Source organism: Fictibacillus phosphorivorans, assembly GCF_001619875.1.
Taxonomy (GTDB): Bacteria; Bacillota; Bacilli; order Bacillales; family Fictibacillaceae; genus Fictibacillus; species Fictibacillus phosphorivorans_B.
Map to the genome: position 1 here is coordinate 412,083 of NZ_LRFC01000001.1, position 24,689 is coordinate 436,771.

Here is a 24,689-nt window from a genome sequence, read left to right on the forward strand (position 1 = left end):
AGTGTGAAAAGGAGTGGGCAGGTTGAAAGGGATGAAGTGGTTGCATGGGGTACTATCACTAGTATTGGTCGGTTTTCTAGCGTTTTCATTAAACGATTCAAGCAAGCCAGAAACCATCCAAGCGAAAGAAACGAATGCGTTAAAGGGGCAATACAGTCTTGATGAGGTTATCAAAATTTACGTGCCATCGACATACAATGTAGATCAGCCAATTGATAACACGCCTTACGTAAATCAGTCATTAGAGACGTTTTCTAAAATGTTTGGCGGCGCAACGGCGGTTGATGGAACTGGAGCATGGGTGTCAGAGGATGACCAGCTAGTAAAAGAAAAAGTGACGATCGTGTATAGCTTTGCTGAAGATTTAGACAAGAAAAGCATCAATGCTGTTGTTGCCTATGCAAAATCGTTGAAAGAAGATATGAAACAATCAGCGATATCATTAGAAGTTGACGGAAAGATGTATTTTATCGAATAGAAAAACGCTGCAAGGGTGTAACCCCTCTGCAGCGTTTTATCTTGTCTTGGCCAGTTTTTGAAAATAATATTTGCCAACATGATTGACCTGAGCATTGAAATCATTTCTTCCGTTTTCTTTAAAAGAAGGTCCACAGCTCGAAGACGTTACCTGAATGACGGAGTATTTAATATCTTCACCATTTTTACCGGTAAAGCCGCCGTTTGAGCCAAGACTGATACACTGCTCATTGATCTCTTTACGTTTACCGTTTTCATCTACATAGTAATACTGATCATTCACAACGCCATAGATCATGTCTTTCGTTGACGTGAAATAGACACCGTACTGACTAATCTCCGTATTCTTCAAATCTTCCAACGTCTTTTCCTTTACGGGAATCACCGTATAGCCGTCTTCTTTCTTTAAAGCCGGTTCATCGGGCATGTTGTAAAACGTAAAAATCGAACCTTCAAAACCTTCCGGAATGAGGAAAATGTTCTTCGTTGTTTCTTGCTTGTTGAACCCGCAGCCTGCCAAAAACAGGATGGACATAACCAAAATCATATATTTTTTCAAAGGCTTTCACTCTTTCAATGAATTTCTTTTATTGTATCATTCTATCCAAAAATCCTATAACAAGTAGAGTCAGTACACAGAATTGTTAAGGATTATACAAAAAAATCCAAAATGTAATATGTATTGTATAATTGAAAGACAGGGATTTATTTACAATCTGGAGGTAAAGTCATGACCACATTGTTAACGAGTAAAGTGCAATATTCTGAAACTGAGTTATTTACGATTTTAAATGAGATTAAAAGTGGACAAAAAACGTGGAGCGAAGAAAATAAGAAGGCGATAGTAGATGCAATGATCACACACATTGGTTCCCCAACGAGTGATGTAAGAGAGCTGGTGTACCGCTCTTTTTGCGAGTCCATCATAGAGAATCAACTGGATCACGCGGTGCTAAAAGAACTTATGGATTATAGCTTAGATAACCTTTTACATAAGGGAATTGGTGAGAATGGTACAGATACCGTCTTCACAAGAGCCTTTACGACTCTACTTATCGATGTCATCATCTACAAAGACAATGAAAAAGATTTCCTGCCTACAGAAACGGTAACGAGAGCGAAAGATGCTATTGTTCGATATATTGACTTGGAACAGGACTTACGTGGATACGTTCCTGTAAAAGGCTGGGCACATAGTGTAGCACATGTTGCTGACACGTGTGGTGAGCTGCTGAAAAGTGAAATGGTCGATCAAAAGGATTACTTCAAAATCATTGAGCCCCTTCTGAAAAAGTATTGCAACGCGCAAACCGTGTTTGTGCATGGAGAAGACGACCGGGTGATAAAGCCTGTTCTAACGATGTTGAATAAAGAGGTAGGAATAGCGGAATTAGAGGCATTTGTGAGCGAAATTCCAGACAATCTAAAAGCGCAAAAAGAAAAGTTAGCCCCAGAAGTGTATTGGTATGTGATGGCTAACTGCAAATCGTTGTTGAAGAGTCTATATTTGGGCGTTTCTGGGGATGAGAAGTATGTCTCTTTAGCAGAAACCGTTAAAAAAAGCTTATCCGCCTTTTAAACTCACAAAATAGTAGGAAGCTTAACTCAAATATTGAGTTCAAGCTTCTTTTTTTGGTCGCTAGAAGTGCAACTGTTTCTTCAAGATAAACAGTTTGAGATGATGTCCGTATGAAATGGACACTGCAATTTATATTCACATTAATCTCGATAATTTCACGTTATTTTCAATAATTTCACGTTAGCGGACCATATATTCACGTTAATCGCAATAATTTCACATTAGCTGAAATTCTATTAAAATCACCCACTTTGTTCCCCTGCTGTTTCGTTGCACAGACTTTGATCAAAAAGAAAAGACTTAAATTTAACGTTCGACTTCTATAAGCTTTAGCTATAACGATTGGAACGGAGGAATAGCTGATGAAAAATTTTAAAGTGGAATTGCCAAAGATTCATCCAGGATTCAATGAGGCAAAATTCCGGGATATCTACAAGGATGAAGATCCTTATCTTTTGGAAAGTGCTGTGAACGGTGAGTTTATTGAAAATGAAGATGTGGAGAAATTGGTCTTGTCAAAAGTGACGTTTAACAATGTGACGATGATCGATTCTAGTTTCTATAAAGTGGATATGACCGATGTCATCTTTGAAAACTGTGATCTTTCCAATACGAGTTTCAAAGAAGGCATTCTGTTTAGAGTCTTGTTTAAAGATTGTAAGTTGATGGGCATAGACCTAGAAGAAGCCAACTTAAGGAATGTGACATTTGAAAACAGCAAATTGGATATGAGTTCTTTTGTAGATGCCGATCTCAAGCCAGTGATTTTTGAAAATTCTTCGTTAAAAAGTGCAAATTATTATGGTACAAAGTTGAACAAAGTGAAGTTTAATCAATGCAATCTAGAGGATGTAGATTTTACAGAAACCGTACTGAACGGCATTGATATTAGCACATGTAAGTTTGAGAACATTAACGTGGATATGAAAAGTTTGAAAGGCTGCATCGTTTCCAGTGAACAAGCCATAGGGTTTGCAACACTTTTAGGTCTAAAAGTAAGGGAAGAATAGCTATTAAAGAAAAACTTATAGCTATTGATACCAATAACTAAATGACAATAACTGTTGTCATGAAGTTATTGGTATGCGATTCAAGTCCTAGTGTAAGTATAGTATTATCAATTCTTATGAGTAATTTTAACTTAAAATTTATGATGATTCTTGTTAGTATTATTTTCATTTGTTTAGCATCTTTACGCTACATTTTGTCTTGGTATTGGTTTTAACTGATTATATTTAATACTGCATCCTTCATTATTTCCGACAATATTTTACCGCTATAAAGGTTATTTTTGCACAAATACCTTATTGAAGAAACGTGCAGCATTGTTGAAGATATACTGTTTCTGTTTAAGTATAGAGGATTTGCATCATAGCACTTTTTATAAACAAAAAGAGCCCATAATAGGACTCCATTTAAATAATGATTTTATGGGGAATGATTAAGTTAATCTTAACAATGTTCCCTAGCATCGATTACATTGCAATGCCTTGCACCATTTCTAATGGCACATTTTGCCTCTACTAACGATATTCTTACGAATACAGCTCTATCTTCTCCGCCTTCTTCTACATCAAAAAGGGCAAAAGCTTGGTCACGGTCAATAAAAATACAGATAAATTCTACTTCTCTTCCTATATTTGGTTTAGGTACCTTATCTGTGACTTCACACATTTCTATTCCCGCATCTAATAGTCTTCTTGCTGTTTCCTTATCAATTCTAGCTATGGTGAAAATTTCTAACTCTACTCCTGGAATTTCTGCCTCAACTTCTACAACAAGAAAAAAACGATTATCTAATCGCAATATACAATTGGCCCCTATTTCTAATACTTCTTCTTGGTACATATTCACAATCCTTTAGTCATTTTTCACACGAAATATATTCGTTGATACTCCTATCATATTCGGGTGAGACAAGCTGGTTACTAAGTTAATTCATACACCCATGAGACTAGTAGTACCCTTTTTGAGAGGTCTCGCTAGAATAGTTTCATTAGGATCCCAAAAGATGTAATTTTGTACTAGAATGGAAAAATGTCCCAACGAGAGAGAAAAATTAGAAACATTATGTGTAAAAACTTTGTTGGATCCTTCTTTGTAAGAGGTTTTTTTGTTGACTGGATCCTTAATCATAAGATCCACTCCCCTTTTCTGTAGGAAGAATCGATTAATCCTACTACCTTAGTTGTATCGAAAATAGTACATTTACGCAAAAATGATATAGCCTCTGGAGAATAGTCGTTCATTTCTATAGATGCAATAATAGATGAAAAGGGTACGAGGAGGTAATTTGATGAAAATGCGTGGAATAGTATTAGCGTTTCTTCTTACTTTTGGAACCTTGTTCAACACTATTGTTCCCTTCCAAAAGGTAAATGCATTAACTTCTTCAGCAGTAGTTGACGAGCAATTAGTAAAAAGATTTACCAATTCCATAACACCACAACAAGTGATTGTCACATTCAAAAAAGAAGTCTTGGAAAAGGAACAGAAATTAGAGTTATTAAAGGAAGCTGGAATTACAAAAGGTATTCTTTTAAAGGAATTACCGATTGCAGGAGCGGTAGCAACAAAGGCGCAAGTAGACGAACTAGCAAACAATGAAAACGTTCTGTCCATTTATTACAATAAGCCATTAAAATATGAGAATAAAGAAGCGACAGAGTTAACCGGTGTCGATCGTCTTCGTACGGAAGAATCGTTCCGTAAAGCGAATGGAGGCTTACCTGTATCTGGTAAAGGTGTTGGCGTTGTCATTAATGATAGTGGAGTTGATGGTACACATAAGGATATTGAGTACGGATCCCACTTAGTCCAAAACGTATTAGGTGCAACGAATTTACAAGCACAAAATGAATTACTGCCCATTACTTATATTGAAAATGTACCAAACACCGATACAAGCTCGGGTCATGGTACTCACGTAGCTGGGATTGTCGGTGGTACTGGAGCCATGTCTGGCGGGGAATATGAAGGAGTGGCGCCTGGAGCTGATTTAATTGGATATGGTTCAGGTGCAGCAGTTGCCATGCTTGATACTTTAGGCGGATTTGATTATGCCTTAACTCACCAAGCTGAATATAACATTCGTGTAATCACAAACTCTTGGGGTGACACAAGTGATTCGGGGACAGATTTTGATCCAAATAATCCGATCAACGTTGCGACAAAGGAACTTTATGACCGCGGAATCGTAACAGTATTCTCAGCTGGAAACTCAGGTCCAACCGATTCAACGATTTCGGGTAACTACAAAAAAGCACCTTGGGTTATTACCGTTGCAGCGGGTACGAAACAAGGTAAGCTGGCTAATTTTTCTTCAAGAGGAGTAAAAAACAAGGGCGGTACAGTGACAGTGGATGGAGAAACGTGGAAATGGGTAGACGAGCCCACAGTGACTTCACCAGGTGAATCCATTGTTTCCACTCGAGTCATTGCTCCTGTAGCTGGATTAGGGGCTCCAGATGATGTGGCGCTTATACCTCCTGCATACATTCCTTATTACACTACGATGAGTGGAACGTCAATGGCAGCACCCCATGTAGCGGGAATTGTCGCTCTATTATTAGATGCCAATCCATCGCTTTCTCCGCTTGAGGTGAAGGAGATCTTACAACAAACGGCTACAAATATGCCAGGCTATGAAAATTGGGAAGTTGGCGCTGGTTATGTGAATGCCTATTCGGCAGTTGATGCAGCTTTTAATAATAGCGCTTATGGCAAGACGTTAAATGTGAATCGTTCATTTAATGCCAGTGCATCTTTAACTGAAAGTAAACAATCATTTACATTTGATTACTCTCCACCATCAACCTATCAAAAAACCTTTACCGTTGGGTCAGGTCAAACAGAATTAGTTGCACGTTTTCATGCAAAGGGTCTTTTAGAGCAAACGGGAAATACATTGAATTTAGCGTTAATTTCACCAGACGGAACCCGGTACTCTTCAGGGATTTCAGCATTATTTCCTCTTTACACGGACCGGGCTGTTCAAGTGGTGAATCCTATTCCAGGTACTTGGACAGTAGCAGTTGAAGGACTGCAAAAAGTAATAGCTCTTCCTGAAACGGTCCAAGGGGAGATCGTGTTAAAGAAATCAAGTAGCTACACAGGATTAAATGATATTGCAGGGCATCCGGCTGAATCTGCGATACAGTTAGCAGTGAATGAACGGTTAGTAGATAGTAAAAACACAAAGAATTTCGAGCCTGATCAACCCCTAAAGCGGGCGGAGTTAGCTGATTTCCTTGTGATGGGGGCTGGAGTTCGTCAGTATTTACCTCTCAATGGTTTAAAAACAGTTTCTGATGTTAAAGCGGATGATTTACCATTTGTAGAAGCGGTACTTGCGAAAGGGGCTGCGCTAAAGGACGTAGGGCAAACAACAAACGGCGTGATGCTGCCGACAGCAAACGAAACCTTCTCCCCTGATGGAAAGGTAGACCGTCTGCAATTGGCGTATTCAATGGTTCAAGCTCTTGGTTTAGAAAAGGAAGCGAAGGCTCGTTCTGGTGAAGCAATAACTGTACAATATGGAAATCTCCGTGTGCCTGTTAAGGATGAAGGGTTGATCCCGGGTCATTTAAGAGGCTATGTACAAGTAGCACTAGACTTAAACATTTTAAATGCTTATTTCTCTGTTAGCCAAGGACCGTATGACCTTACACCACAGATCGAAGCAAAATTCGATCCGAGTAAAACCATTACCCGCGCTGACTATGCGGTAATCATCACAAGATACTACGCTAATTATCATAAGTAAGTAAGATTTGGGACTGATTGTACAAGGTGCAATCAGTCCCTTTTAAATTACTTATCTTGATTTGAATATTATTAATGCTACATTTAGTGTGGACCTTATGACCTGCAACCAACAGTAGAAGCGGTTTTGAACCAGGGAAAAAGGTGATTCGTGGAGGCTTTGCAGTAGCGATTACTCGATACTATCAAGCTTGGTTACAATAATAGTTGAGATGGCTGATTCAAAGCGACTTCGAATCAGCCATGTACTTGTTATTTATGCGGAATTAGGAGGATTAACGTGCGGTGCCCGATTGTCGCAGTTGTGAAATTCGTATTTATTTCGGTAATTAAATCCACTCCAAAAATAACATAATTGTAATAAGAAACAGGGTGCTAAAAAGCTACTACTTTTTAATCTTTACCTTTGCCGTAGCTTCTCTAAATTCTTGCGTTTTAAAAGGAACGATTATGAAATTTTGATCTTCATTTTTACATTGAGTCAAAGTAACACCATTATTACTTGCATTTATGTTTCCACACTCATAGGGTTTCGTTTCTTGCAATCCAATAAGAGTTTCGCCACCACCTGTTAAATAATAATCTTTCATTCCAAGAAATTTATTATCGAATGTTACATTCCCTCTGTTTGATGAAAGTTTATTTTCAACGCTTTTCCCGTCTTTCGTGACGTTGATAAACTTAAGTTCACTTGATTCTGCTCCATTTGCTTTATTAATAAACATAAATAATTTGTCCAAGTTATATATTTTATAAGTATTAGGCATACTCTGACCTGTGTCAACGACGATTACATCACCGTTTTTTATACTGTCTTCTAATTTAAAAGTACTCTCTTCTTTAGCCACATCCTGGCATCCAACTAACCAAACAACAGTTAATATCATCAATAATATAAACTTCTTCAATTGTTCTCCCCCTTTTTAAAACTAATAATTATATGAACGAATTGAATAGAAAATAGTTCCATTTTTTTCGAAAACCAAGTTTACTGAACCACATAAACACCTCTGAAATGTGCAGACAGAAGTATATTCACATCGTTATTTTCATTGAAATGGATAAATATGTTAAAATCGAAGCAGGTATGATCAAACGCTGAAAAGACTAGGAGTGATGGTATGAAGGAGAACTTAGTGGCAGGCTGGATAGCCGCATGGTTTGCTCTTGTTGGTCAGTTCGTGTTTTTTATATTGGTCGCGATCTATACAGGGGAATGGCGCTATGTGATGTGGAGCTTTATAGTGAGCATGGCTGCGGGAGTACCAAGTGTGATACACGTATGGCAGGCTCAAAAAAAGGCCAATCTTAATAAAAGCTAAGACTATGACTCGGAAAAGCCTAGAGATTCATCTCTGGGTATTTTTTAATTCTACAAGGCATCTATCGACATAGAAACAGAAATTAACCCAAATGATTTTGTGTACTTTTTACTATAAACGGTTCGTTTAACTATAATTGTACACAGCTTTTTATGCAAACTAATTCAAAAGACCTAAAAAATTAACCCGATAGCTACTCTTCTCAAATACTACTACTATAAAATTATATTAATATTTTGAAAAATCATTTGAGATGAGAAAGAGGTTAGAACCATGGTCGTCACCAAGATTGCAAAAAAGTCAGTCGTCCTTGCCCTGTCAACAGGATTACTTTTGTCACCTCTAAGTGCAAATCCTTATAAGACCGTTAACGCAACGGCTTGGAAAGCAGAAGACATCCTATCATCCTTAACCACTGAACAAAGACAAGCGTTACAACAATTAGAACTGAATAACCAAACAGGACTTCAAGGATTTCAAGACGGCGAACTAAATGCTGAAGACGAAATCTCCGTTATCGTGGAGTTCCATTCAAAACCTAGTCATGTTGCTGTATTAGAAGCAAAAATGAAAGGGAAATCCTTAACAAAAGAAAAAGCTCAAGCACAAGTGGAGCAAGAGCATAAAATCTTTAAAGAAGATGTAGAGAAGCATCTCACAATAAAAGGAAAAAAGAATGCACCGAAAATTACCCGAACGTATCAATCAGCTTATAACGGTGCAGCGATCACATTGCCTGCAAACCAAGTAGAAGACTTACTCAAGTCGAATGCTGTAAAAGCAGTCTATAAAAATATCACGTACACAGTAGATCCGGTGCAACCTCAAGAACTGCCAAGCGATGTGGAGCGTGAAATCACAACGTCTGTTGAAAGTCTTTCGTACCTAAATGTGGACAAGCTTCATGAAGAAGGAATCACGGGAGATGGCATAAAAGTGGGTGTTCTTGATACAGGAGTCGACTACGGTCATCCTGACTTAAAAGACGCGTACAAAGGCGGATATGACTTTGTGGATAATGACGCTGATCCAATGGAAGCGACATACAAAGATTGGGAAGTCTCTAAGAAACCGGAATATAACGGCAGCAATCCTTACTACACATCTCATGGTACACACGTATCTGGAACGATCGTGGGACAGAACAAGAATGATAGCGAAGTTTCCGTAGAAGGTGTTGCACCAGATGCCGATCTATACGCATACCGTGTTCTCGGTCCTTATGGCAGCGGGGCATCTGAAGGTGTAATTGCCGGAATCGATAAAGCTGTCCAAGATGGAATGGACGTTATTAATCTATCTCTTGGAGCAGCCGTAAACGATCCCTATTATCCGACAAGTACAGCGCTGAATTATGCAGTATTAAACGGTGTAACAGCAGTCGTTTCAGCAGGAAACAGTGGACCGAACGGCCATACACTTGGATCACCAGGGACGGCCGCTCTTGCATTAACAGTTGGGGCAAGCGATGTACCTGTCTCTCAAACTACGTTTACAGGGAAAGCAGGCAGCTGGTCTACAGATCTAGTAAGCATGGCGCGCAGCTTCTCGAGTACGTTTGCTAGTTTAGAAGGTACAACACTTGAGCTAGTAGATGTTGGACTTGGGAATAAAGCGGACTATATCAATAAAAATGTACAAGGAAAGATTGCATTCGTAAAACGCGGGGACTTTGCCCTTAACGATAAAGTAAAGTTTGCAAAAGAGAATGGAGCTAAAGCCGTTATTCTATACAACAACATAGAAGGTCATGTGGGCTTTAACTTAGGGGAATCTACGGATTATGTGCCTGCATTCTCCATGACACAGAAAGCTGGGGAAGAACTAAAAGCGGCAATTGCAAATGGAAACAAGACGTTCACATTTACAAATGGTAAAGAAAGCTATACAGAAGGGGACAAACTCGCTGATTTCAGTTCTAGAGGACCAGTAAACGGAAATTTCGAAATGAAACCAGAGATCGTTGCGCCTGGAGTGAGTGTACTCTCCACGTATCCTTCTTATATGGTGAACCTGAAAACACCGGAAAACTATAAGTATGCATATGCTCGCTTAAACGGAACATCTATGGCATCACCATTTGCCGCTGGTGTTGCAGCTCTTTTATTAGAAGAGAACCGTGATCTAGGGCCAGCAGAGATCAAAACCATCCTAATGAACACAAGTGATCAATTAAACGGAGACTATAGTGTATTTGAAGTAGGCGCTGGACGTATCGATCCGTATCAAGCTCTTCATAGCCAAACAAAGATCCAAGTTCAAGATGAGACTTTGATTCCGAACGGTGAAAACTTAGTGACAATTAAGAATCAAACAGGTGGACTAAGCTTTAATAAGCAAGTCGTTGCAGACGACTCATCAATAAAAGTAAAGAAAACAATCCAGTTCACGAACAAAAGCAGCAAGAAGAAGACATTTGATGTAAAAGTTGTTGAGAACCCGCAAAAGGGAACAAATGGTTTAAAAGAAAACGGTGTAGCGGTAGAGGTGGATAGCACAATCAAAGTAACGGAAAATGCGGTTAAGAACGTGAATGTTGCACTGACCCTTCCAGGTACAGCGAAAAAAGGACTTTATGAAGGCTACCTATTGATTACAAACAGCGAGGACCAAACTGAGAACTATCGTATTCCGTTCAGCTTTAAAAAATCACAGCCTGGTTTTGATAAGCTTGAGTTGCTGTCTCGTGCTTTAACACCAAGTTATTACAATCATGCATTTGACGGATACCGAACAACTCAGTTGATGTCACAGTTCAATCTAGGCTCACCTGTTGAAACACTTGATATCGTTTTACAAGACGGTAAGACAAATAAGGAGCTCGGACTAGTAGGTACTGTTAACATGACAGCGGCACTAACAGATCGCGATTATTTCCTTCAAACATTTAACGGAAACTATTACAAATTTACAGGAGATAAGAAAAATCCTGTAGCATCAGAAGCGAGTATCGCAGAACCAGGGCATTACAAATTAAAGTTCGTTTCAACACTGCCATCTGGCAAAATACAAACAAAGATTGATGACATCTTCATTGATATTGAAACGCCAAAAGTGAAAAGTTCTCTAGACGGAGATTCACCTTTCCTTGAATACAAACCAGGACAAGCAACTTATCCGTTTGAAGTGGAAATAACAGATGATAACGTTGCAACGATGCAGCAAGCCGGTCTGAATGTCGATCAATCATCGAACTTTGCTGTATACACGTACGGGTTTCCGATGCCAAACGGTCCGATCCGATTGGACAAGAACGGAAAGTGGATCGATGAAGTGGAGATGAACCCTAATACTAAATCTCTATCCTTTAATGTAATCGGTTATGATGCAGCAGGAAACCAGGCAAACTGGAAGGAATATCTATTCGTAAAAGAAGGAACTCCCGTAACATACGCAAAGCATAATACAGAGCTTGCACGCTCTGGTGATCTCCTAAATGCTTCACTTGTTATGGATAACGTAGAAGGCGTGAAAGAAATTACGTGGAACTTTGCTAACCCAGGCATTCAACATGTCTACCTGCAAGAGGCAAAATTAACTGACACGTTTAAGGAAAAAGCAACAATTGAAGTAAATGGCGATCGCATTAAAGTGAAGTTTAATGGGAACGAAAAGTTTGATCGTTCTGAAGTGGTCGATGTGAAAGTGAAAGTTCAAGACGACCTTTTCTATCCGGTTGGCTACATCAATCCAACAGCAACGATCGTAGATGCAAACGGTCTAACGTCAAATCTACTAAATGCAGGGAAGCGCTATCAACTAAAGCCAACATTCAACCGTGTACAAGCGAATTTAGGGCCAGAAGGATATATGGTTGAGGGCGGAAACTTTATTGGCAACCGTGACTGGTCAAAAGTTGGGGCAAAAGTCAATGTATCAAATGGTGACTACAAACTAGATGCGTCTAATATGTTTGATGGAAATGCACGTTTAAATATTGAACCGCTACCTCTTAGCAACGAAAAGTATACGTTTGAAGTCAATGTACCAGGACACTTTATTACAAAACAAAATAAAAAGTTCGGATTTGAATATAAAGGTGTTCTTTATGGAAAATCAGAAACAATCTCCATTCCTCTCGTAGCGGGTGACGTGAACCAAGATAACGCGATCGATGTGAAAGACGCGATTGCGATTCAAGACGCTTGGGGCTCAAATAACCGCGCAGCAGACATTAACTTTGACGGTACCGTAAATGCAAAAGATATCGGATTTGTTCAAAAGAACTACTTAAAACAAAACACATCCGTTAACAACGCACCAACTCCAGTTACAACAGTAGATGGAAAAACACTAGAATCTATTTTAAAAGAATTAGGACTATAAAAAAAAGAGAGCTCACAATCCTTTAGGGATGTGGGTTCTTTCTTTGTCTAATGGTATAGATAGCACCACCCAAAAAATGAAATATGGCACTACCCATTATAATAGTTAAAGGGATTTCTATTGAAGTAAACTTGTTGACCACAAATGTAAACAATAAAACCAATACTAACGTTATGGGAAAGGTGATCCAAAAGTTTTTTATCGTAAAAGAGACATAGCCAACAACTGACGCTAGAACTAGGAAAAGAATAGAAAAGTAGATCCAATCGCTGGTAGGAATGATTGGATAAGTGATGATACATACGGCTAAAGCAAAAAGCAGGACATGTTTTAATTTCTGCACATGGTTTTCCTCCCTTTCATGTGTAACAATACCCGAAACGAAAAGGATTAAGTCTATTGCTAGCGAATAATATATTTAACAAAATATAGGAGATGGTTACCGTGTGTGGGATTTAAAGCAGTTAAAGAAAAATACAAAACGAGAGACGATCATCTACCAAAAAGACGGTACGACTTAATGAGCGCTATTGAAAAGGACTTATTAAGCGATAAAAATGTGTTAGCCGTTTTTTACGGTGGTTCGATTGGTAAACAAAACACCGATCTCTATTCCGATATTGATTTGAGAATTGTTGTTAAAGATGACGTATTCGAGGGGTATCGATCTCGCAAAAAAGAAAGAGCGAAGAAGTGGGGTACAGTCCTTTTCTTTGAAGATTTCCCTTGGACAACCTATAGCATTGCACATTTCGATTGCTTTATAAAAGTGGATACGTTTTATTATAAAAAGAACGATCTTCAGCCGTCGGTTTGGCTGCAGCCCATCAAAATTGTTCATGATCCTGAAGCGATAGTGGAGACGGTCAGACAGAAATCTCTGCAGCTTTCTTATTCACCCACAGAAGTAGAGGTTGAAATCTGGAGGAATAAATTTTTTGCATACGTACATGAAATCTACCGTCGAGTGATGAGAAACGAAATCTATTATGCACTGAGTTGTGTAGATAACTTGCGCTTCTCTATGACAACAGGCTGGTATATGGCGAAAAGAATTCAACCGAATACGTTTGGAGATTGGGCCAAGTTAGAGGGAGAGAGGAGTAAGCTCGATAACTGGCAATTAACCCTTTTAAAACAATGGCACAGCAGCCGAAATCCCCATGATGTCTACAGTGTTATGAACAGCATAATTCCAGAATTTAAAAAAGTGCATGAAGAGTTATGTGAGATCGTTAAAATTAAATATGACCTGCAATGGGAAGATATGATTTTAAATCTTGTATTAGACGAAACAAAATAATTAGAAGGGCGGTGAGTTTATGGAATATGGACCGGGCTGGTTTGGATTGATGGGTCTTTTAACATTTATATTCCCAATCGGAATAGCTATTTTTGTACTCGTTATGCTATACCAGATCAATCACTCGTTAAAACGAATTGCTAACAAGTTAGAAGAAAGATAAATGCATAGAGCTTAGCAAAAACACGGAGGACATCAAAACGTGACCATTCATTTTACAAAAGTTATAGAACCTACTGAGAATTTTATTGAAGCCTTAAACCGCTGGGAAAATGATCCTGCCATTGTTCCGTTAACTCGGCCACATAAAAATAGAGCTGAGCTTGAAAGTAAGAGGTCTATTTCAATAGAAGACTTAAGCGCTCGATTAGAATTTCACGAAATCTATCAAATACATATGGACGATCAATTGGTCGGTGAGATGAACTATATGGTGGATCCACCGCATCTATATAAACACAAAGAACCGGGAACGGCGTGGATCGGGATTACGATTGGAGAGCGTGAAGGCAGAGGGAAAGGGATAGGTTATCAAGCCTTAAGATACCTTGAGAAAGAGATTAAGGAACGTGGATTAAATCGGATTGAGTTAGGGGTCTTTGAATTTAATCAGCAAGCACAAAACCTTTACCGCAAATTAGGTTATCAGGAAATTGGCCGCATTGAAGATTTTACGTATTGGAAAGAGAAAATGTGGGCGGATATACGTATGGAGAAGTATTTATAAAGAAGGGGTCTCTTATTGCGGAGATCTCTTTTTTTGACGTGAATAAAGAGAAGTGTATTCTTTTGAAAACATGTAAAACTTAAAAGTAATGAATACACTGGTAAAACCTAAGATGATAATACTAGGAACCTTCACATGTAGATAATTTTTATATCCTCAATTCACCAAGTTTGTTTAAAAGGTTTCTACATTTACTTCTAACTTTTCTTTTCCTAAACAACTCGTCTAATAACCAGAAAATAACCGCTGACATTATGGGTTGCATAAGAAAAATATCATTGATGATTTTCCTAATAGTTATATCATTTGTATATTCAGTTATAAGGGTATAGATCAAGATTGAGGTCGCAAAAAACAAATGAATAACACCAGCTATAAAAAACCTTGGCAATCCATGAATTCTTTTTGTCAAAAAATCGGAAACCATAGATGACAAACAACCATAGAAATTAACAAGAGGAAATAAGTACATCCCTATAAATAGACCTAGTTCCATACCCAATATTGTGGCATTAAAGATTGTCATGATAATGCTAGTAAAGTTAGCGACAATAATCTTTCTAGTAAAAATAAAAGCACCTCCACACATTTGTTCAAAGTTATATTACAATCCTGCTACTTATGTTGAATAAGAGTGTGTATAACCGTTTTCAATGCAGTCTTCTTGCAAAAATCACAACGACTTCCATTACATGATTTTTTTACTTCTTAACCATCTTCTCCAGCAATGAAACAGTGAAGAAGATTACGAGTGTCACGCCAATAATAATTGCCGCTGAATTGGAGATGAAGTCAAAATCCAACTCATGTACGATTTTGGACTTTTCACCATAATAATTTAAGTACACCATACTTTGTTCACGATAATCTAAGAGAAAGTAGGAAAGTATTCCACCAAGCAATACACCGCATATTAAAGATAAGAAACCCTTTTTCATGTATGATCACCCCATTCATTTCTATTTGTTTAAAGTTCACATACATATTTCATTATACCATTATATTCCATATCATTATTATGGAGTACTCAATGAGAAGTATAAGGAGGGTTATATGAACGGTGGTGCTTTGTTTGGTCTTGTCTTAGTTTTTAGCCTGATTATCTTCAACTATTTTCCTTATACGTTGAATGTAAAATTTAAAACGCCATATTGGCTATCGGGACTCATTATTTGTTTTCTTGGTCCTATTGTCGCCTCAACAACAGGTTCTTTCTTATTAAGAGAGGCGAAGAGTGAGGGCAGTGATGGTTTTGGCGCTGGGATAGCTGGTGCCATAATAGCCTTAGTTATCATCGCTAATGGAGTTCTTTACATGATTGGTAGTATTGTTGCTAGTATAGAAAGATATTTTAACCAAAGAAAGAAAGAGAAAAAACAAACCAGCTGACACCTCAGCTGGTTTGTTTACTAACATTTACTTCCGTCTCATATTGTTCAGAATTCGTAAATTGATCATCCATCAAAATATAGGGATGTGTTTTTAATAAAATGGTTTTAAGGTGATCGGGCATTCTCTCTCCTTCATAAGCACAAATTAGGGGGAAGGAAAGGAGATTCACTGCTTCATCAACAATTCTCTCAAGATCCTCGATAAGATGAAGCGGATCTTCCATCGTTGCCCACTCAACATGTGCCCATGACCGAAAAGAGAGATTGTTATCTAAGTAAGGCTGTACTGCCTTACAGAAGTAATCGTAAATAGCAGGAGGATGATAACTGCCGCTTGAATAATAAAAATCAAAGTTGTTAATATGATGAACAAACTTCATTTGTTCAGGCGTTAAACGGACGCTAAGTTCTTTATGCAACAGCCTATAGATTCGTTCATTTTCAATAACGATTACGTATTCTCCTAAAGAAATGCCATCTTGAATAAAGTCCATCATTTGTTCTAAATAGTTCGTGTGGCCATTGTATGAATAAAGAACATGTACACTTTTTTGTTCTTCAAACAATTCTTTCATTTTATGTTTCAAGTGATCACCCCTTCTTTCCTGTATTGTTTCTATTTTACTAGGTTTAAAGGGTAAAAGCTAAAAAAAGAAAAAATTTAACAATGAAAATTTTTAAAAGAACAAATTAATGATAGGTAGGAAGGACTTCGTAAATGATTTATTGAAGTTACAGTGAATTTGACACAAAAAATAAAAGGAGATTAAATTGAAGTATTTTTTAAGAAAACTATTACATGCTGTTATTTCTATCATTATATTTATCGTGCTATGGAACGTGATGTCTTGGATCTGGCATGCCTATGTACCGCTAAATTACAAAACAGATTTGTTTGCTCTTTTCATAGTGACACCAATTATCCTTATTCTTTCATATGTTATACCTATTTTTATTTTAGATAGAAAATAGTAAGCGTGATTAAGCACATATTTTGATTGCTTTCCTTCGTTAGATTTGAAATAATTGGTAGTTAATTAGTTTGTTTAAAGAAATTAATGCGAGTGAGGGTGATGAAACAATGACAGGTAAAGTAATTGGATTTGAACTAAGCACTCAGGAACCGGAGAAAGCAGTAAAGTTTTATTCAAAGGTATTTGGTTGGGAGTTTACAGGTCCTCATTGGGATTATTGGGCGATATCTAATCATAATGAGGAAAGTGGCGGAATTGGTGGCGGAATCGGTAAAGGCCCTTATGATCATCCGCATGGAACTCGTATTCAGATTGAAGTAGATGAAATTGAAAATGCGATTTCTAAAGCAAAAGAAAACGGGGCAGTCGTAGTTCGAGACAAGATGGAGTTTGATGAGTTTTACCTTGCATATTTAGTGGATCCTACCGGCATTGGTTTTGGCCTTGTACAAAAGAAGAATAGATGAGGATTAGGATCGCACTGGATTTGTGTTCAAGTAAGTGAATATGAAACCCTACCACAAAATCTGTGGTTATATCCTTCGAACTAACATATGTACCAAAAAAACCTTCTTTAAGAAGGTTTTGAAATTTAACTTTTGAAAGTTTCCTTTGATTTAAACAAGACAGAGCATCCTAAATAAATTAATGCAATTCCCATTGGTATCGCTAGTAATCTATTATAAGGGTGAGGAATAACCGAAGCGAGAATAGTTATCGCCGAAGATACTGAAAGTACAATCGATGCCATACGAGAGAATTTCTTAGCACGATACGTTGCTATACCGAATAGCAAACCACCAAAAACATACATGATACCCGCTATTGGAGCTAACGAAGGGAAAACACCTAGAATATCTCTGTTTTTGACCTCCCCGAAAATACTTAAGAATCCCTCAACAAATTTCGGGGCTTCGTTCACAATTAATGGTAAAATAAATGCTTCAACAAAACTAAATGTCATGGAAAGTAACCAAAAAAGGACAAACATAATAAACCCTATTAATCCTAGCCAACCACTTTCTTTTATCTGTCCAGTGTAAATTCCAGTGATTCCGATCGCATTAAATAAAGACATTATCATTGTGAGTATTGCCACAACTACCCATGTATTTTTACTGATAGAAGAAATTTCTTCTACTGGGTGTATAAATTGAATAACAATATAAGCAATACCTGCCATTGTTAAAAATAACCCAGACAAACGTATAAAAGATATTGGATTTAGAATCGAATTAGCTTGCATTTCAAACCTCCTCATATTGGGTATTAATTTAATAAGTATCTAAATTCTTTTATGTTCTTTATTTATGAAACATTCTTAAAACATAAAGACATATTTTGATGTGTCTTTAGTTTTGTTTGTTTTTTGTTTGCATAAAATTTCTTAAGGACAGGTTCGTCGAGTTGAACTACATGATTCTATTTTGTAGCTGATATCCATAAAACCCTGGAAATAAACAAACGCCCAGGTCAACTAGGGCGTTTGTTTATGTGTTAACTCGTTCTCCTCACGTTACCGTTTAATACCACACTTTCCTTTCGAACACTCGTATGAATAAAGAAATACAATCCTGCTAATACGATAATCATGCCGATTATTAAATAGGATAGCCGCGTACTGATTTCTAAAAAAGAGGATGAAGCGAACAGAATTCCCAGTGGCATCGTGATACGCAGATAAAGCAAACGGACTGAGCTTAGTTGGGATAAGCGTTCACGCGGTGCTTCAGTTTGAAAAATCGCAGCGCTCTGCGCGTTGAATAAAGGAAACAACAACCCACCTAGAAGTTCACAGCCCCAAGCTAATGGAATTGAAGGCACAACATACAAAAGTACGAAGGAGAAGCCACCGCCTATTAGACCGACATACATTGTTTTTGGGTTTTTAGGAATCTTTGTGAGCAAAATCATCCCAAGAGCGTACCCAACAGGGAAAGCACCGGCAAAAATAGCGTACTCCCAAGCTTCTCCATTCAACTCTGCACGGATAAACGGAACATTCAAAACCAATGTTGCTCCGACTGCAAATTGGACAGTTGAAGAAAGAAGAGTGAGCCGTAATAACTGTGGATAATGAAAGAAGGTACTGTAACCAGCTCTCAACTCACTCCACCAAAACTTTTTTGACCAGGTGGGGACTCTTGGTTTGCTCGTTTGTGGAATACGAGAAAGTGAAAAAAAGCTAAGTAAGAACAAGAAACTGGATAATCCATAGATAACATGTAGAGGACTGACTAAAAGAAGCAGGGAAGTAACACCAGGTGCGATAAAGCTCATCAGTCGGAGTGTTCCATCTAATAAGCTGTTCGCTGAGACGAGTTCTTTTTCTTCACAAAGGTCAGGCAAAAGTGAGAAAGAAAGACTGGCATAAATCGGCTGCAGAAGTCCTAACATACATTGCAGAGCGACTAGTCCGGCAATCGTGCCAAATTCAGTTCCACTAAGATAACCGATTAAAGGGAGAAGATAGGCAGCCGAGCGAATCAACTGAATGTTTTTAAGCATTTTTTCTTTTATGACATGATTTAAGAAAGGTGAACTTATTCCTTGTAAGATCAATGACGGAAGAAAGTAAACGAGCCAGAGCGCTCCCATCCATTCTTTGGAGCCTGTTAACTCATACAACAATAGTCCGTTTACGATTCCGCCAGCAGCTCCTCCAAACTCGGAGATGATTTCTCCGATCCAGAGGGCTCTGAAGGATTTTGTGTAATTTGTTAATTTCATCGTTTTTCTCCGAGGTATTGATTAAGTCGGTTAGAGAATGATTGAATGCTTGCCGTATTGGCTGAATAAATGCCTTTTTCAACTTTCACGAATTTAGCGGCTTTTAAGAGTGACAGCTGATGATGCAGAGTGGTTTTTGAAACGTTGAACTGCACGGTCAATTCTTGTAAGGACAACGGTCCTCTAATGAGTTGGTACAACAACTTTAACCGCAGTTCATCACCTAATGCTTTATGCCCCCGTACTAGTTCTTGAGGCGGGGTACCAGGTGTAAGTAATGCTTCTTCATTTAAAGGATAGAAAAACAGCTTTGTATCTGCCGTGCGCAGTTCTAATATCCAAGGACGATACGACACGTGTGGAATCAGCTTTACCTGCCAAACGGAGGGTTCAGGCAGATACTTCGCGCCACCTGAAATGCGTTCGATCTCTTCTACCGGTTTGTTGCCGTCAATCGAACCATGTTGTTTCTTTTCAAAAGAAAGAGCTTGCATCCACTTTTCCCATTCCACTTGCTGGCTGATCCAGTCACGCCATTCAGACATTGTCTCAACGAACAATTTAATAAGTTCGTGACGCTCCTTTTTGCCAAGCGTTTGTACATATCCCTCTAAATATTCATGACCTTTAAAATGAGAGGCATATTGAAAAAAAAATTCCGTAAATTCATAGTTTCTCGCTGTTTTCTTTCTCGCGGATTCATGAAATCTATCCTTATAAGGTAAGAGCGTTTCATAAAATACGTCAGGCTCCAGCTCAGAAACCGCATTCGAAAAATCTTGAACTGAAGGTGCGGATAGATAATTCTGCATCAAAAGCAACCCATACCACAAATTTGTTTGTTCCATTTCTTTTAAATGGTTTACTAATGTTGCTGTCATGGAAGATTGGTGATTTGCCCACCGTCTGTCTGATTCAAATGTGTGGCGTAACTTGGAATGGGTGTAGCCGGCAATCCCTAAAGCAATCTCCCAAACAGGAGAGAACTCAACGGATATAGAAACTGTTTCTTGAGGCAGCGGTGAATACATATTTTTCATGGGTACCTCCCTATGTAAGTTTGACTTAATTCTAAATTAAATGAATTTTAAATTCAATATATTTTGAATTTTAAAAGATTGTACATCTTCCATTCCTTTGAAATAATTGAAAATGTATACATAGTAAAAAACGTGACTTGTTAAGCGAATGTGTAACAAATCTAAGAACACGTAACGTAAATATCTGTGATTGTAGTGGAAGGTGCGAGACTCTCGGCTAGGACAGGCGGGCAGGTGCGACACTTAAAAGTGAAACGTCCGAATGTGGCTCACCGCCCTGCCCTGCGGAAAGCGAGCAATCTGAAACGGAAATCAACTACTTTTAAAAGCAACAATGAATGCGAAAACAGACTTTAAAAAAATTAAATCTTTTTAAAATACATTCCGTCTTACTGATTGAGGTGATAAAAATGCCCGAAGATGAACAGCTGGTGAAAGAAGTAGTCGCCGGTAGTCAAGCGGCGATGGAAGTGTTAACGCGAAAATACTATAAGCAAATCTTCGCCTATGTGTACCGTAAAGTTGGGAACAGGGAAACGGCCTATGACTTAACGCAGGAGATTTTTATAAAAGTGTTTCAGCGGATTCAATCGTATTCCAATAAAGGTAAGTTTTCGAGCTGGCTTTACACACTTGCCGTAAACCATTGCCGGGATTATTGGAGAAGCGCGGATTATCGCCAGACATCAAAGCAAACTGAATTAAATGAAACGCTTGTCTGTGAACAAAACAATGTTCCTTACATTTTTGAACGGAAAGAAACGAGAGAACAGGTGAAGTTAGCCATAAACAGCTTACCGGACTATCAAAGAGAAGTGCTAATCTTAAAATATTTTCATCACATGAAGATCAAAGAGATAGCGGATGTGACAGAAACAAATGTTTCGACGGTGAAATCCCGATTGCATCAAGGATTAGGAAAGTTAGCCAAATTATTAAAGCGAGGTGTTGAAGATGAGAAACAGCAATCCACACCAACTTTCAGATAGCGAAATCGATAACGAAATTGAGTTTCTCGAATTGGAATTAGAAGATATGCTGAATGAATACGATGTTGAGTTTCCAACAGAAGATGAGATCATGATGACAATCAATGCGATCAGGCCACATGTTCCGATAAAAGAAAATAAATGGATCCGAGCGCTGCATAGTCTGGTTGACATTACAAAACATGCGTACAAAGAAGTCTTTTATATGAGCTCATTATTCTGGACCCTGAACGGCTTATTGTTTCTCATTGCGTTATCAGGAATTTTGCTAAGTGACATTAACCCCTACATCATGATGATGACGCTTGCTCCGATCCCTACGATTACAGGATTGATTGAGGTAATCAAAAGCAAGAATACCGGCATGGCAGAGCTCGAAATGTCATACAAGTACAGCTTTCAAGAGATCCTTCTTTCAAAGATGCTCGTTGTGGGAAGTTTCAATCTGGGACTCAATGTATTACTTACGGCAAGTCTTGCGCTAGTGAGCCACGAACTGATGGTGTCAAAATTGCTGTTATATTGGCTGACTCCGTTTACATGTGTTACAGCTCTATCGTTATTGCTCGTGACCAGGTTCAGAAAAATCTATGCCGTAACGGTTGGAATTGTGATTTGGTTAGGGATTAGTATGGCATTCGCTCAGCCGTTAATGATCAAAAGAATGGAAAGTGCTCCAGTCGAAATATTTGTCGCTTTAATCGGAGTGGCAGCCATCGTTGGACTGTTCCAAGCCGCAAAGATTTATAAAAGGGGTGTCACATTTGAAATTAACCATCACTAATTTAACGAAAAGCTTTGGGGACAAAAAAGCTCTCAATGAAATCAACTTGGAACTATCAACAGGTGTATACGGAATACTCGGTGCGAATGGATCTGGGAAAACCACACTCATGCGCATCCTGGCAAACGTGATGAAACCAACCTCCGGGCAAATCGATTTGGATGGGCAAGACATTTCCATTATGGATGAAAAGTACCGTGATTTGATCGGCTATCTGCCGCAGCATGTCGGCTTTTATAAAAACTTTTCAGCAGAGAAATTTTTGAAATATGTCGCAGCTCTTAAGGGTTTGCCAAAAGAAGATACCAATGAAAAAGTGGAAGAAGTATTGGAGTTAGTTGGCTTGGCTGATCATCATCGTGATAAGATTGGAGGATTTTCAGGGGGGATGAAGCGGCGAATTGGCATTGCACAGGCGCTGCTTAACGATCCGAAAATTTTAATTGTCGATGAACCAACAGCGGGTCTAGATCCAAAAGAGCGAATTCGGTTCAGAAACCTTTTATCGAAGATCTCTACGAATCGAATTGTCATCTTATCCACTCACATCGTTTCAGATATCGAATTTATCGCGAAAGAAGTATTGATCTTAAAGGAAGGGCAGGTTGTTAAAAAAGAAACACCACAAACGTTATTAAAAGGGATTGAAGACAAAGTATGGACGCTTCTAATTGACGATGAAAATGAAGTAACCAAATATCAAGCGGACTATAGAGTGGGTAACATTGTGCGGATCGATAACAAATTCCAGCTGCGCATTCTTAGTGATCATCAGCCAGAAGACGATGCTGTTCATGATGTTCCGAACCTTGAGGATCTGTATTTATACTACTTTGATGAGGAGGAAACAGCATGAGACAGCTGTTGAAATTTGAACTCTACAAAATCTTTAAGCAGCGAACCGTTTATCTAACATTTTTTCTTCTCCTCTTATTTACAACAGGTTTTACTTACAATTACACGCCTGACTGGGAAAAAGACATGTATCGAGAGTGGGAAGGCCCGTTAACGGCAGAAAAGGTGGAACTCGCTGGTAAACAAAACGCAAAGTTTAATGAGAGGGTGGAAGAAAGGATAGCGAAAGGACAAGAAGTTGAAGATGGTGTTTTTGTGAATGAAAAGGAACAGACTGAAGGAATAATCTATGAAATGATCGCCTTCATAAAAGGGTCTGAAACTCAGTTGAAAAACAGGTATAAGGAGATTGATCAAAAACAGGATTATAATACAGAGCTTGAAAAAGCAATGATTCAAAAAGTGGATGTGTCTAACTTTGCTTATAATAAAGGACCAGCAAAGATTATTGAGTACACGAGTCTATACGCTATTCTCTTAACCGGCTGCATGTTGCTGATCGGACTTTCAGCTACGTATACGAAAGAATACAGTTCAGGTGTTGATCAATATATTTTAAGTTCGAGTAAAGGAAGAAAGAGCTTACTTTGGTCTAAAGTTCTCGCTGGGTTCATTTATACAGCATCCGTTGTTATCGCCTGGGAGATTTTCAACCTCACGTGGAATGGTATTCAGTATGGTTTTTCTGGATGGTCGACACCCATACAAAATATTTTTGAATACTATTTTTCGCCATATAGCTTTACGATGATCGAATACCATTTGATTCAATTAAGCTTTCATTTGCTAGCAGCCTTAAGTTTTACGTTATGCATCATTCTAGTTTCATCGCTCAGCAAAAACGCATTAACTTCATTCTTTATAAATGGTGCTATTCTGGGCATACCATTCATGATTGTCGGGGGAATGAGCCTGCCGAACTGGATCGAGTATCTGTTCAGTTTCTCGTTTTTCTATATCATGCAGGTTGAGTTTTTCTTTGCACACTTCCACACGTTCAACCTGTTCGGAATGCCGCTGCTGTACCCGATAGCTGCACTCTTTTGGCTGGCTGGTCTATCGTTAGTAATTGTTTTGGCAGCAAAAAGAATCATTCAGCAAAAAGAAGCAACGCTTTAAAAGATGTGAGTTCAATCCCTTGTGTGAAACAGCACAAGGGATTTTTTATGTTGGAAAATTAAGTAATTTATGATTTATTAGCTGACGAGTGGGAAAATATGAAATAATAGCTCAAAAATGAAAGAAACTGAAGTAAAAACGTACTTAATGTAACTTTATGATGTCAGTTTTTGATTTTTGTGATGAAATTCTGGATTTAATAGGGCTGAGTGGGCTTGTCTTCGATGCTACAGACACCGTGTGTGCGCAAAATGACTGTTTGTGCGCGAAAACAGGCTTTGACTGAGCGAAAACAAGGTCTAATTGAGC

General features: G+C 38.4%; 23 protein-coding genes. 15 read left to right on the forward strand and 8 right to left on the reverse strand.

From position 1 onward, the window contains the following. Positions 1 to 31 precede the first annotated feature (31 nt). A complete protein-coding gene (locus AWM68_RS02045; protein WP_231868350.1) occupies positions 32 to 478 on the forward strand; it encodes a DUF3574 domain-containing protein in 447 nt (148 codons plus the stop codon). Positions 479 to 514: 36 nt separating this feature from the next. Here AWM68_RS02045 and AWM68_RS02050 read toward each other — a convergent pair whose 3' ends face one another. Beyond that, on the reverse strand, positions 515 to 1,036 hold the full coding sequence (locus AWM68_RS02050; RefSeq protein WP_066236418.1) for a DUF6843 domain-containing protein: 522 nt from the start codon (positions 1,034 to 1,036) through the stop codon (positions 515 to 517). Positions 1,037 to 1,207: 171 nt separating this feature from the next. Here AWM68_RS02050 and AWM68_RS02055 point away from each other — a divergent pair, with 171 nt between their 5' ends. Both AWM68_RS02055 and AWM68_RS02060 read left to right on the forward strand, forming a co-directional pair. Further along, positions 1,208 to 2,056, forward strand: coding sequence for a DUF2785 domain-containing protein (locus tag AWM68_RS02055; RefSeq protein ID WP_066236419.1), 849 nt, complete (start codon positions 1,208 to 1,210; stop codon positions 2,054 to 2,056). A gap of 362 nt (positions 2,057 to 2,418) precedes the next feature. After that, on the forward strand, positions 2,419 to 3,066 hold the full coding sequence (locus tag AWM68_RS02060) for a pentapeptide repeat-containing protein (RefSeq protein WP_066236420.1): 648 nt from the start codon (positions 2,419 to 2,421) through the stop codon (positions 3,064 to 3,066). Positions 3,067 to 3,508: 442 nt separating this feature from the next. Here the strand turns inward: AWM68_RS02060 and AWM68_RS02065 are convergent, their stop codons facing one another. After that, entirely contained in the window at positions 3,509 to 3,904 is a 396-nt protein-coding gene (locus AWM68_RS02065) for a hypothetical protein (RefSeq protein ID WP_066236421.1), read from the reverse strand. A gap of 448 nt (positions 3,905 to 4,352) precedes the next feature. Here AWM68_RS02065 and AWM68_RS21650 point away from each other — a divergent pair, with 448 nt between their 5' ends. After that, positions 4,353 to 6,821 carry a S8 family serine peptidase gene (locus AWM68_RS21650; protein WP_066236423.1) on the forward strand — a complete coding sequence of 823 codons (2,469 nt, stop codon included), beginning with the start codon at positions 4,353 to 4,355 and terminating at the stop codon, positions 6,819 to 6,821. A 385-nt stretch (positions 6,822 to 7,206) separates the two neighbouring features. Here the strand turns inward: AWM68_RS21650 and AWM68_RS02080 are convergent, their stop codons facing one another. Further along, positions 7,207 to 7,728, reverse strand: coding sequence for a DUF4362 domain-containing protein (locus AWM68_RS02080; protein WP_066236424.1), 522 nt, complete (start codon positions 7,726 to 7,728; stop codon positions 7,207 to 7,209). Between the two features lie 213 nt (positions 7,729 to 7,941). Between AWM68_RS02080 and AWM68_RS02085 the strand changes: the two genes are divergently transcribed. From AWM68_RS02085 to AWM68_RS02105, 5 genes are all read left to right on the forward strand, one after another. Then, entirely contained in the window at positions 7,942 to 8,142 is a 201-nt protein-coding gene (locus AWM68_RS02085) for a hypothetical protein (RefSeq protein WP_066236425.1), read from the forward strand. Positions 8,143 to 8,415: 273 nt separating this feature from the next. Next, entirely contained in the window at positions 8,416 to 12,468 is a 4,053-nt protein-coding gene (locus AWM68_RS02090) for a S8 family serine peptidase (RefSeq protein ID WP_066236426.1), read from the forward strand. A gap of 448 nt (positions 12,469 to 12,916) precedes the next feature. After that, positions 12,917 to 13,771: an aminoglycoside 6-adenylyltransferase gene (locus AWM68_RS02100; RefSeq protein ID WP_066236428.1), complete on the forward strand. Its 855-nt coding sequence runs from the start codon at positions 12,917 to 12,919 to the stop codon at positions 13,769 to 13,771. Positions 13,772 to 13,790: 19 nt separating this feature from the next. Next, positions 13,791 to 13,934: a hypothetical protein gene (locus AWM68_RS21215; protein WP_156488277.1), complete on the forward strand. Its 144-nt coding sequence runs from the start codon at positions 13,791 to 13,793 to the stop codon at positions 13,932 to 13,934. 39 nt (positions 13,935 to 13,973) lie between these two features. Next, entirely contained in the window at positions 13,974 to 14,498 is a 525-nt protein-coding gene (locus tag AWM68_RS02105) for a GNAT family N-acetyltransferase (protein ID WP_066236429.1), read from the forward strand. Positions 14,499 to 15,199: 701 nt separating this feature from the next. On the opposite strand, the gene AWM68_RS02115 is transcribed toward AWM68_RS02105, so the two are convergent. Further along, on the reverse strand, positions 15,200 to 15,436 hold the full coding sequence (locus AWM68_RS02115) for a hypothetical protein (RefSeq protein WP_066236431.1): 237 nt from the start codon (positions 15,434 to 15,436) through the stop codon (positions 15,200 to 15,202). A 115-nt stretch (positions 15,437 to 15,551) separates the two neighbouring features. On the opposite strand from AWM68_RS02115, the gene AWM68_RS02120 reads away from it, so the two are divergent. Beyond that, the gene (locus AWM68_RS02120) at positions 15,552 to 15,887 is read left to right on the forward strand and encodes a hypothetical protein (RefSeq protein WP_066236432.1); all 336 of its coding nucleotides are present in this window, start codon (positions 15,552 to 15,554) and stop codon (positions 15,885 to 15,887) included. A 4-nt stretch (positions 15,888 to 15,891) separates the two neighbouring features. Here the strand turns inward: AWM68_RS02120 and AWM68_RS02125 are convergent, their stop codons facing one another. Continuing rightward, positions 15,892 to 16,476, reverse strand: coding sequence for an MEDS domain-containing protein (locus AWM68_RS02125; protein ID WP_082820528.1), 585 nt, complete (start codon positions 16,474 to 16,476; stop codon positions 15,892 to 15,894). Between the two features lie 494 nt (positions 16,477 to 16,970). Here AWM68_RS02125 and AWM68_RS02135 point away from each other — a divergent pair, with 494 nt between their 5' ends. After that, positions 16,971 to 17,330, forward strand: a complete 360-nt coding sequence (locus AWM68_RS02135) for a VOC family protein (protein WP_066237438.1) — start codon at positions 16,971 to 16,973, stop codon at positions 17,328 to 17,330. A gap of 125 nt (positions 17,331 to 17,455) precedes the next feature. Here AWM68_RS02135 and AWM68_RS02140 read toward each other — a convergent pair whose 3' ends face one another. The 3 genes from AWM68_RS02140 to AWM68_RS02150 all read right to left on the reverse strand — a co-directional run bounded on the left by AWM68_RS02140 (position 17,456) and on the right by AWM68_RS02150 (position 20,633). Further along, positions 17,456 to 18,109, reverse strand: a complete 654-nt coding sequence (locus tag AWM68_RS02140) for a hypothetical protein (RefSeq protein WP_066236434.1) — start codon at positions 18,107 to 18,109, stop codon at positions 17,456 to 17,458. A gap of 251 nt (positions 18,110 to 18,360) precedes the next feature. Continuing rightward, positions 18,361 to 19,593 carry an MFS transporter gene (locus AWM68_RS02145; RefSeq protein ID WP_066236435.1) on the reverse strand — a complete coding sequence of 411 codons (1,233 nt, stop codon included), beginning with the start codon at positions 19,591 to 19,593 and terminating at the stop codon, positions 18,361 to 18,363. Continuing rightward, positions 19,590 to 20,633: an ArsR/SmtB family transcription factor gene (locus AWM68_RS02150; protein WP_066236436.1), complete on the reverse strand. Its 1,044-nt coding sequence runs from the start codon at positions 20,631 to 20,633 to the stop codon at positions 19,590 to 19,592. The genes AWM68_RS02145 and AWM68_RS02150 overlap by 4 nt, the downstream gene beginning before the upstream one ends. A gap of 410 nt (positions 20,634 to 21,043) precedes the next feature. On the opposite strand from AWM68_RS02150, the gene AWM68_RS02155 reads away from it, so the two are divergent. The 4 genes from AWM68_RS02155 to AWM68_RS02170 are packed head-to-tail and all read left to right on the forward strand — an operon-like array spanning position 21,044 to position 24,380. Continuing rightward, positions 21,044 to 21,622 (forward strand): RNA polymerase sigma factor, encoded by a 579-nt coding sequence (locus tag AWM68_RS02155; RefSeq protein ID WP_066236437.1) that lies wholly within the window; start codon positions 21,044 to 21,046, stop codon positions 21,620 to 21,622. Next, the gene (locus tag AWM68_RS02160) at positions 21,588 to 22,406 is read left to right on the forward strand and encodes a hypothetical protein (protein WP_066236438.1); all 819 of its coding nucleotides are present in this window, start codon (positions 21,588 to 21,590) and stop codon (positions 22,404 to 22,406) included. The genes AWM68_RS02155 and AWM68_RS02160 overlap by 35 nt, the downstream gene beginning before the upstream one ends. Continuing rightward, positions 22,387 to 23,262 (forward strand): ABC transporter ATP-binding protein, encoded by an 876-nt coding sequence (locus AWM68_RS02165; RefSeq protein ID WP_066236439.1) that lies wholly within the window; start codon positions 22,387 to 22,389, stop codon positions 23,260 to 23,262. Before AWM68_RS02160 ends, AWM68_RS02165 begins: the two co-directional genes overlap by 20 nt. Then, positions 23,259 to 24,380 carry an ABC transporter permease gene (locus AWM68_RS02170; protein ID WP_066236440.1) on the forward strand — a complete coding sequence of 374 codons (1,122 nt, stop codon included), beginning with the start codon at positions 23,259 to 23,261 and terminating at the stop codon, positions 24,378 to 24,380. Before AWM68_RS02165 ends, AWM68_RS02170 begins: the two co-directional genes overlap by 4 nt. The last annotated feature ends 309 nt before the right edge of the window (positions 24,381 to 24,689 follow it).

Bases quoted from the DNA above. Each gene is read 5' to 3' on its own strand.
- AWM68_RS02090 (WP_066236426.1), top strand. From the start codon at position 8,416: ATGGTCGTCACCAAGATTGCAAAAAAGTCAGTCGTCCTTGCCCTGTCA.
- AWM68_RS02155 (WP_066236437.1), top strand. From the start codon at position 21,044: ATGCCCGAAGATGAACAGCTGGTGAAAGAAGTAGTCGCCGGTAGTCAA.
- AWM68_RS02120 (WP_066236432.1), top strand. From the start codon at position 15,552: ATGAACGGTGGTGCTTTGTTTGGTCTTGTCTTAGTTTTTAGCCTGATT.
- AWM68_RS02055 (WP_066236419.1), top strand. From the start codon at position 1,208: ATGACCACATTGTTAACGAGTAAAGTGCAATATTCTGAAACTGAGTTA.
- AWM68_RS02115 (WP_066236431.1), bottom strand. From the start codon at position 15,436: ATGAAAAAGGGTTTCTTATCTTTAATATGCGGTGTATTGCTTGGTGGA.
- AWM68_RS21215 (WP_156488277.1), top strand. From the start codon at position 13,791: ATGGAATATGGACCGGGCTGGTTTGGATTGATGGGTCTTTTAACATTT.
- AWM68_RS02065 (WP_066236421.1), bottom strand. From the start codon at position 3,904: ATGTACCAAGAAGAAGTATTAGAAATAGGGGCCAATTGTATATTGCGA.
- AWM68_RS02160 (WP_066236438.1), top strand. From the start codon at position 21,588: ATGAGAAACAGCAATCCACACCAACTTTCAGATAGCGAAATCGATAAC.
- AWM68_RS02150 (WP_066236436.1), bottom strand. From the start codon at position 20,633: ATGAAAAATATGTATTCACCGCTGCCTCAAGAAACAGTTTCTATATCC.
- AWM68_RS02170 (WP_066236440.1), top strand. From the start codon at position 23,259: ATGAGACAGCTGTTGAAATTTGAACTCTACAAAATCTTTAAGCAGCGA.
- AWM68_RS02145 (WP_066236435.1), bottom strand. From the start codon at position 19,593: ATGAAATTAACAAATTACACAAAATCCTTCAGAGCCCTCTGGATCGGA.
- AWM68_RS02060 (WP_066236420.1), top strand. From the start codon at position 2,419: ATGAAAAATTTTAAAGTGGAATTGCCAAAGATTCATCCAGGATTCAAT.
- AWM68_RS21650 (WP_066236423.1), top strand. From the start codon at position 4,353: ATGAAAATGCGTGGAATAGTATTAGCGTTTCTTCTTACTTTTGGAACC.
- AWM68_RS02085 (WP_066236425.1), top strand. From the start codon at position 7,942: ATGAAGGAGAACTTAGTGGCAGGCTGGATAGCCGCATGGTTTGCTCTT.
- AWM68_RS02140 (WP_066236434.1), bottom strand. From the start codon at position 18,109: ATGCAAGCTAATTCGATTCTAAATCCAATATCTTTTATACGTTTGTCT.
- AWM68_RS02045 (WP_231868350.1), top strand. From the start codon at position 32: ATGAAGTGGTTGCATGGGGTACTATCACTAGTATTGGTCGGTTTTCTA.
- AWM68_RS02135 (WP_066237438.1), top strand. From the start codon at position 16,971: ATGACAGGTAAAGTAATTGGATTTGAACTAAGCACTCAGGAACCGGAG.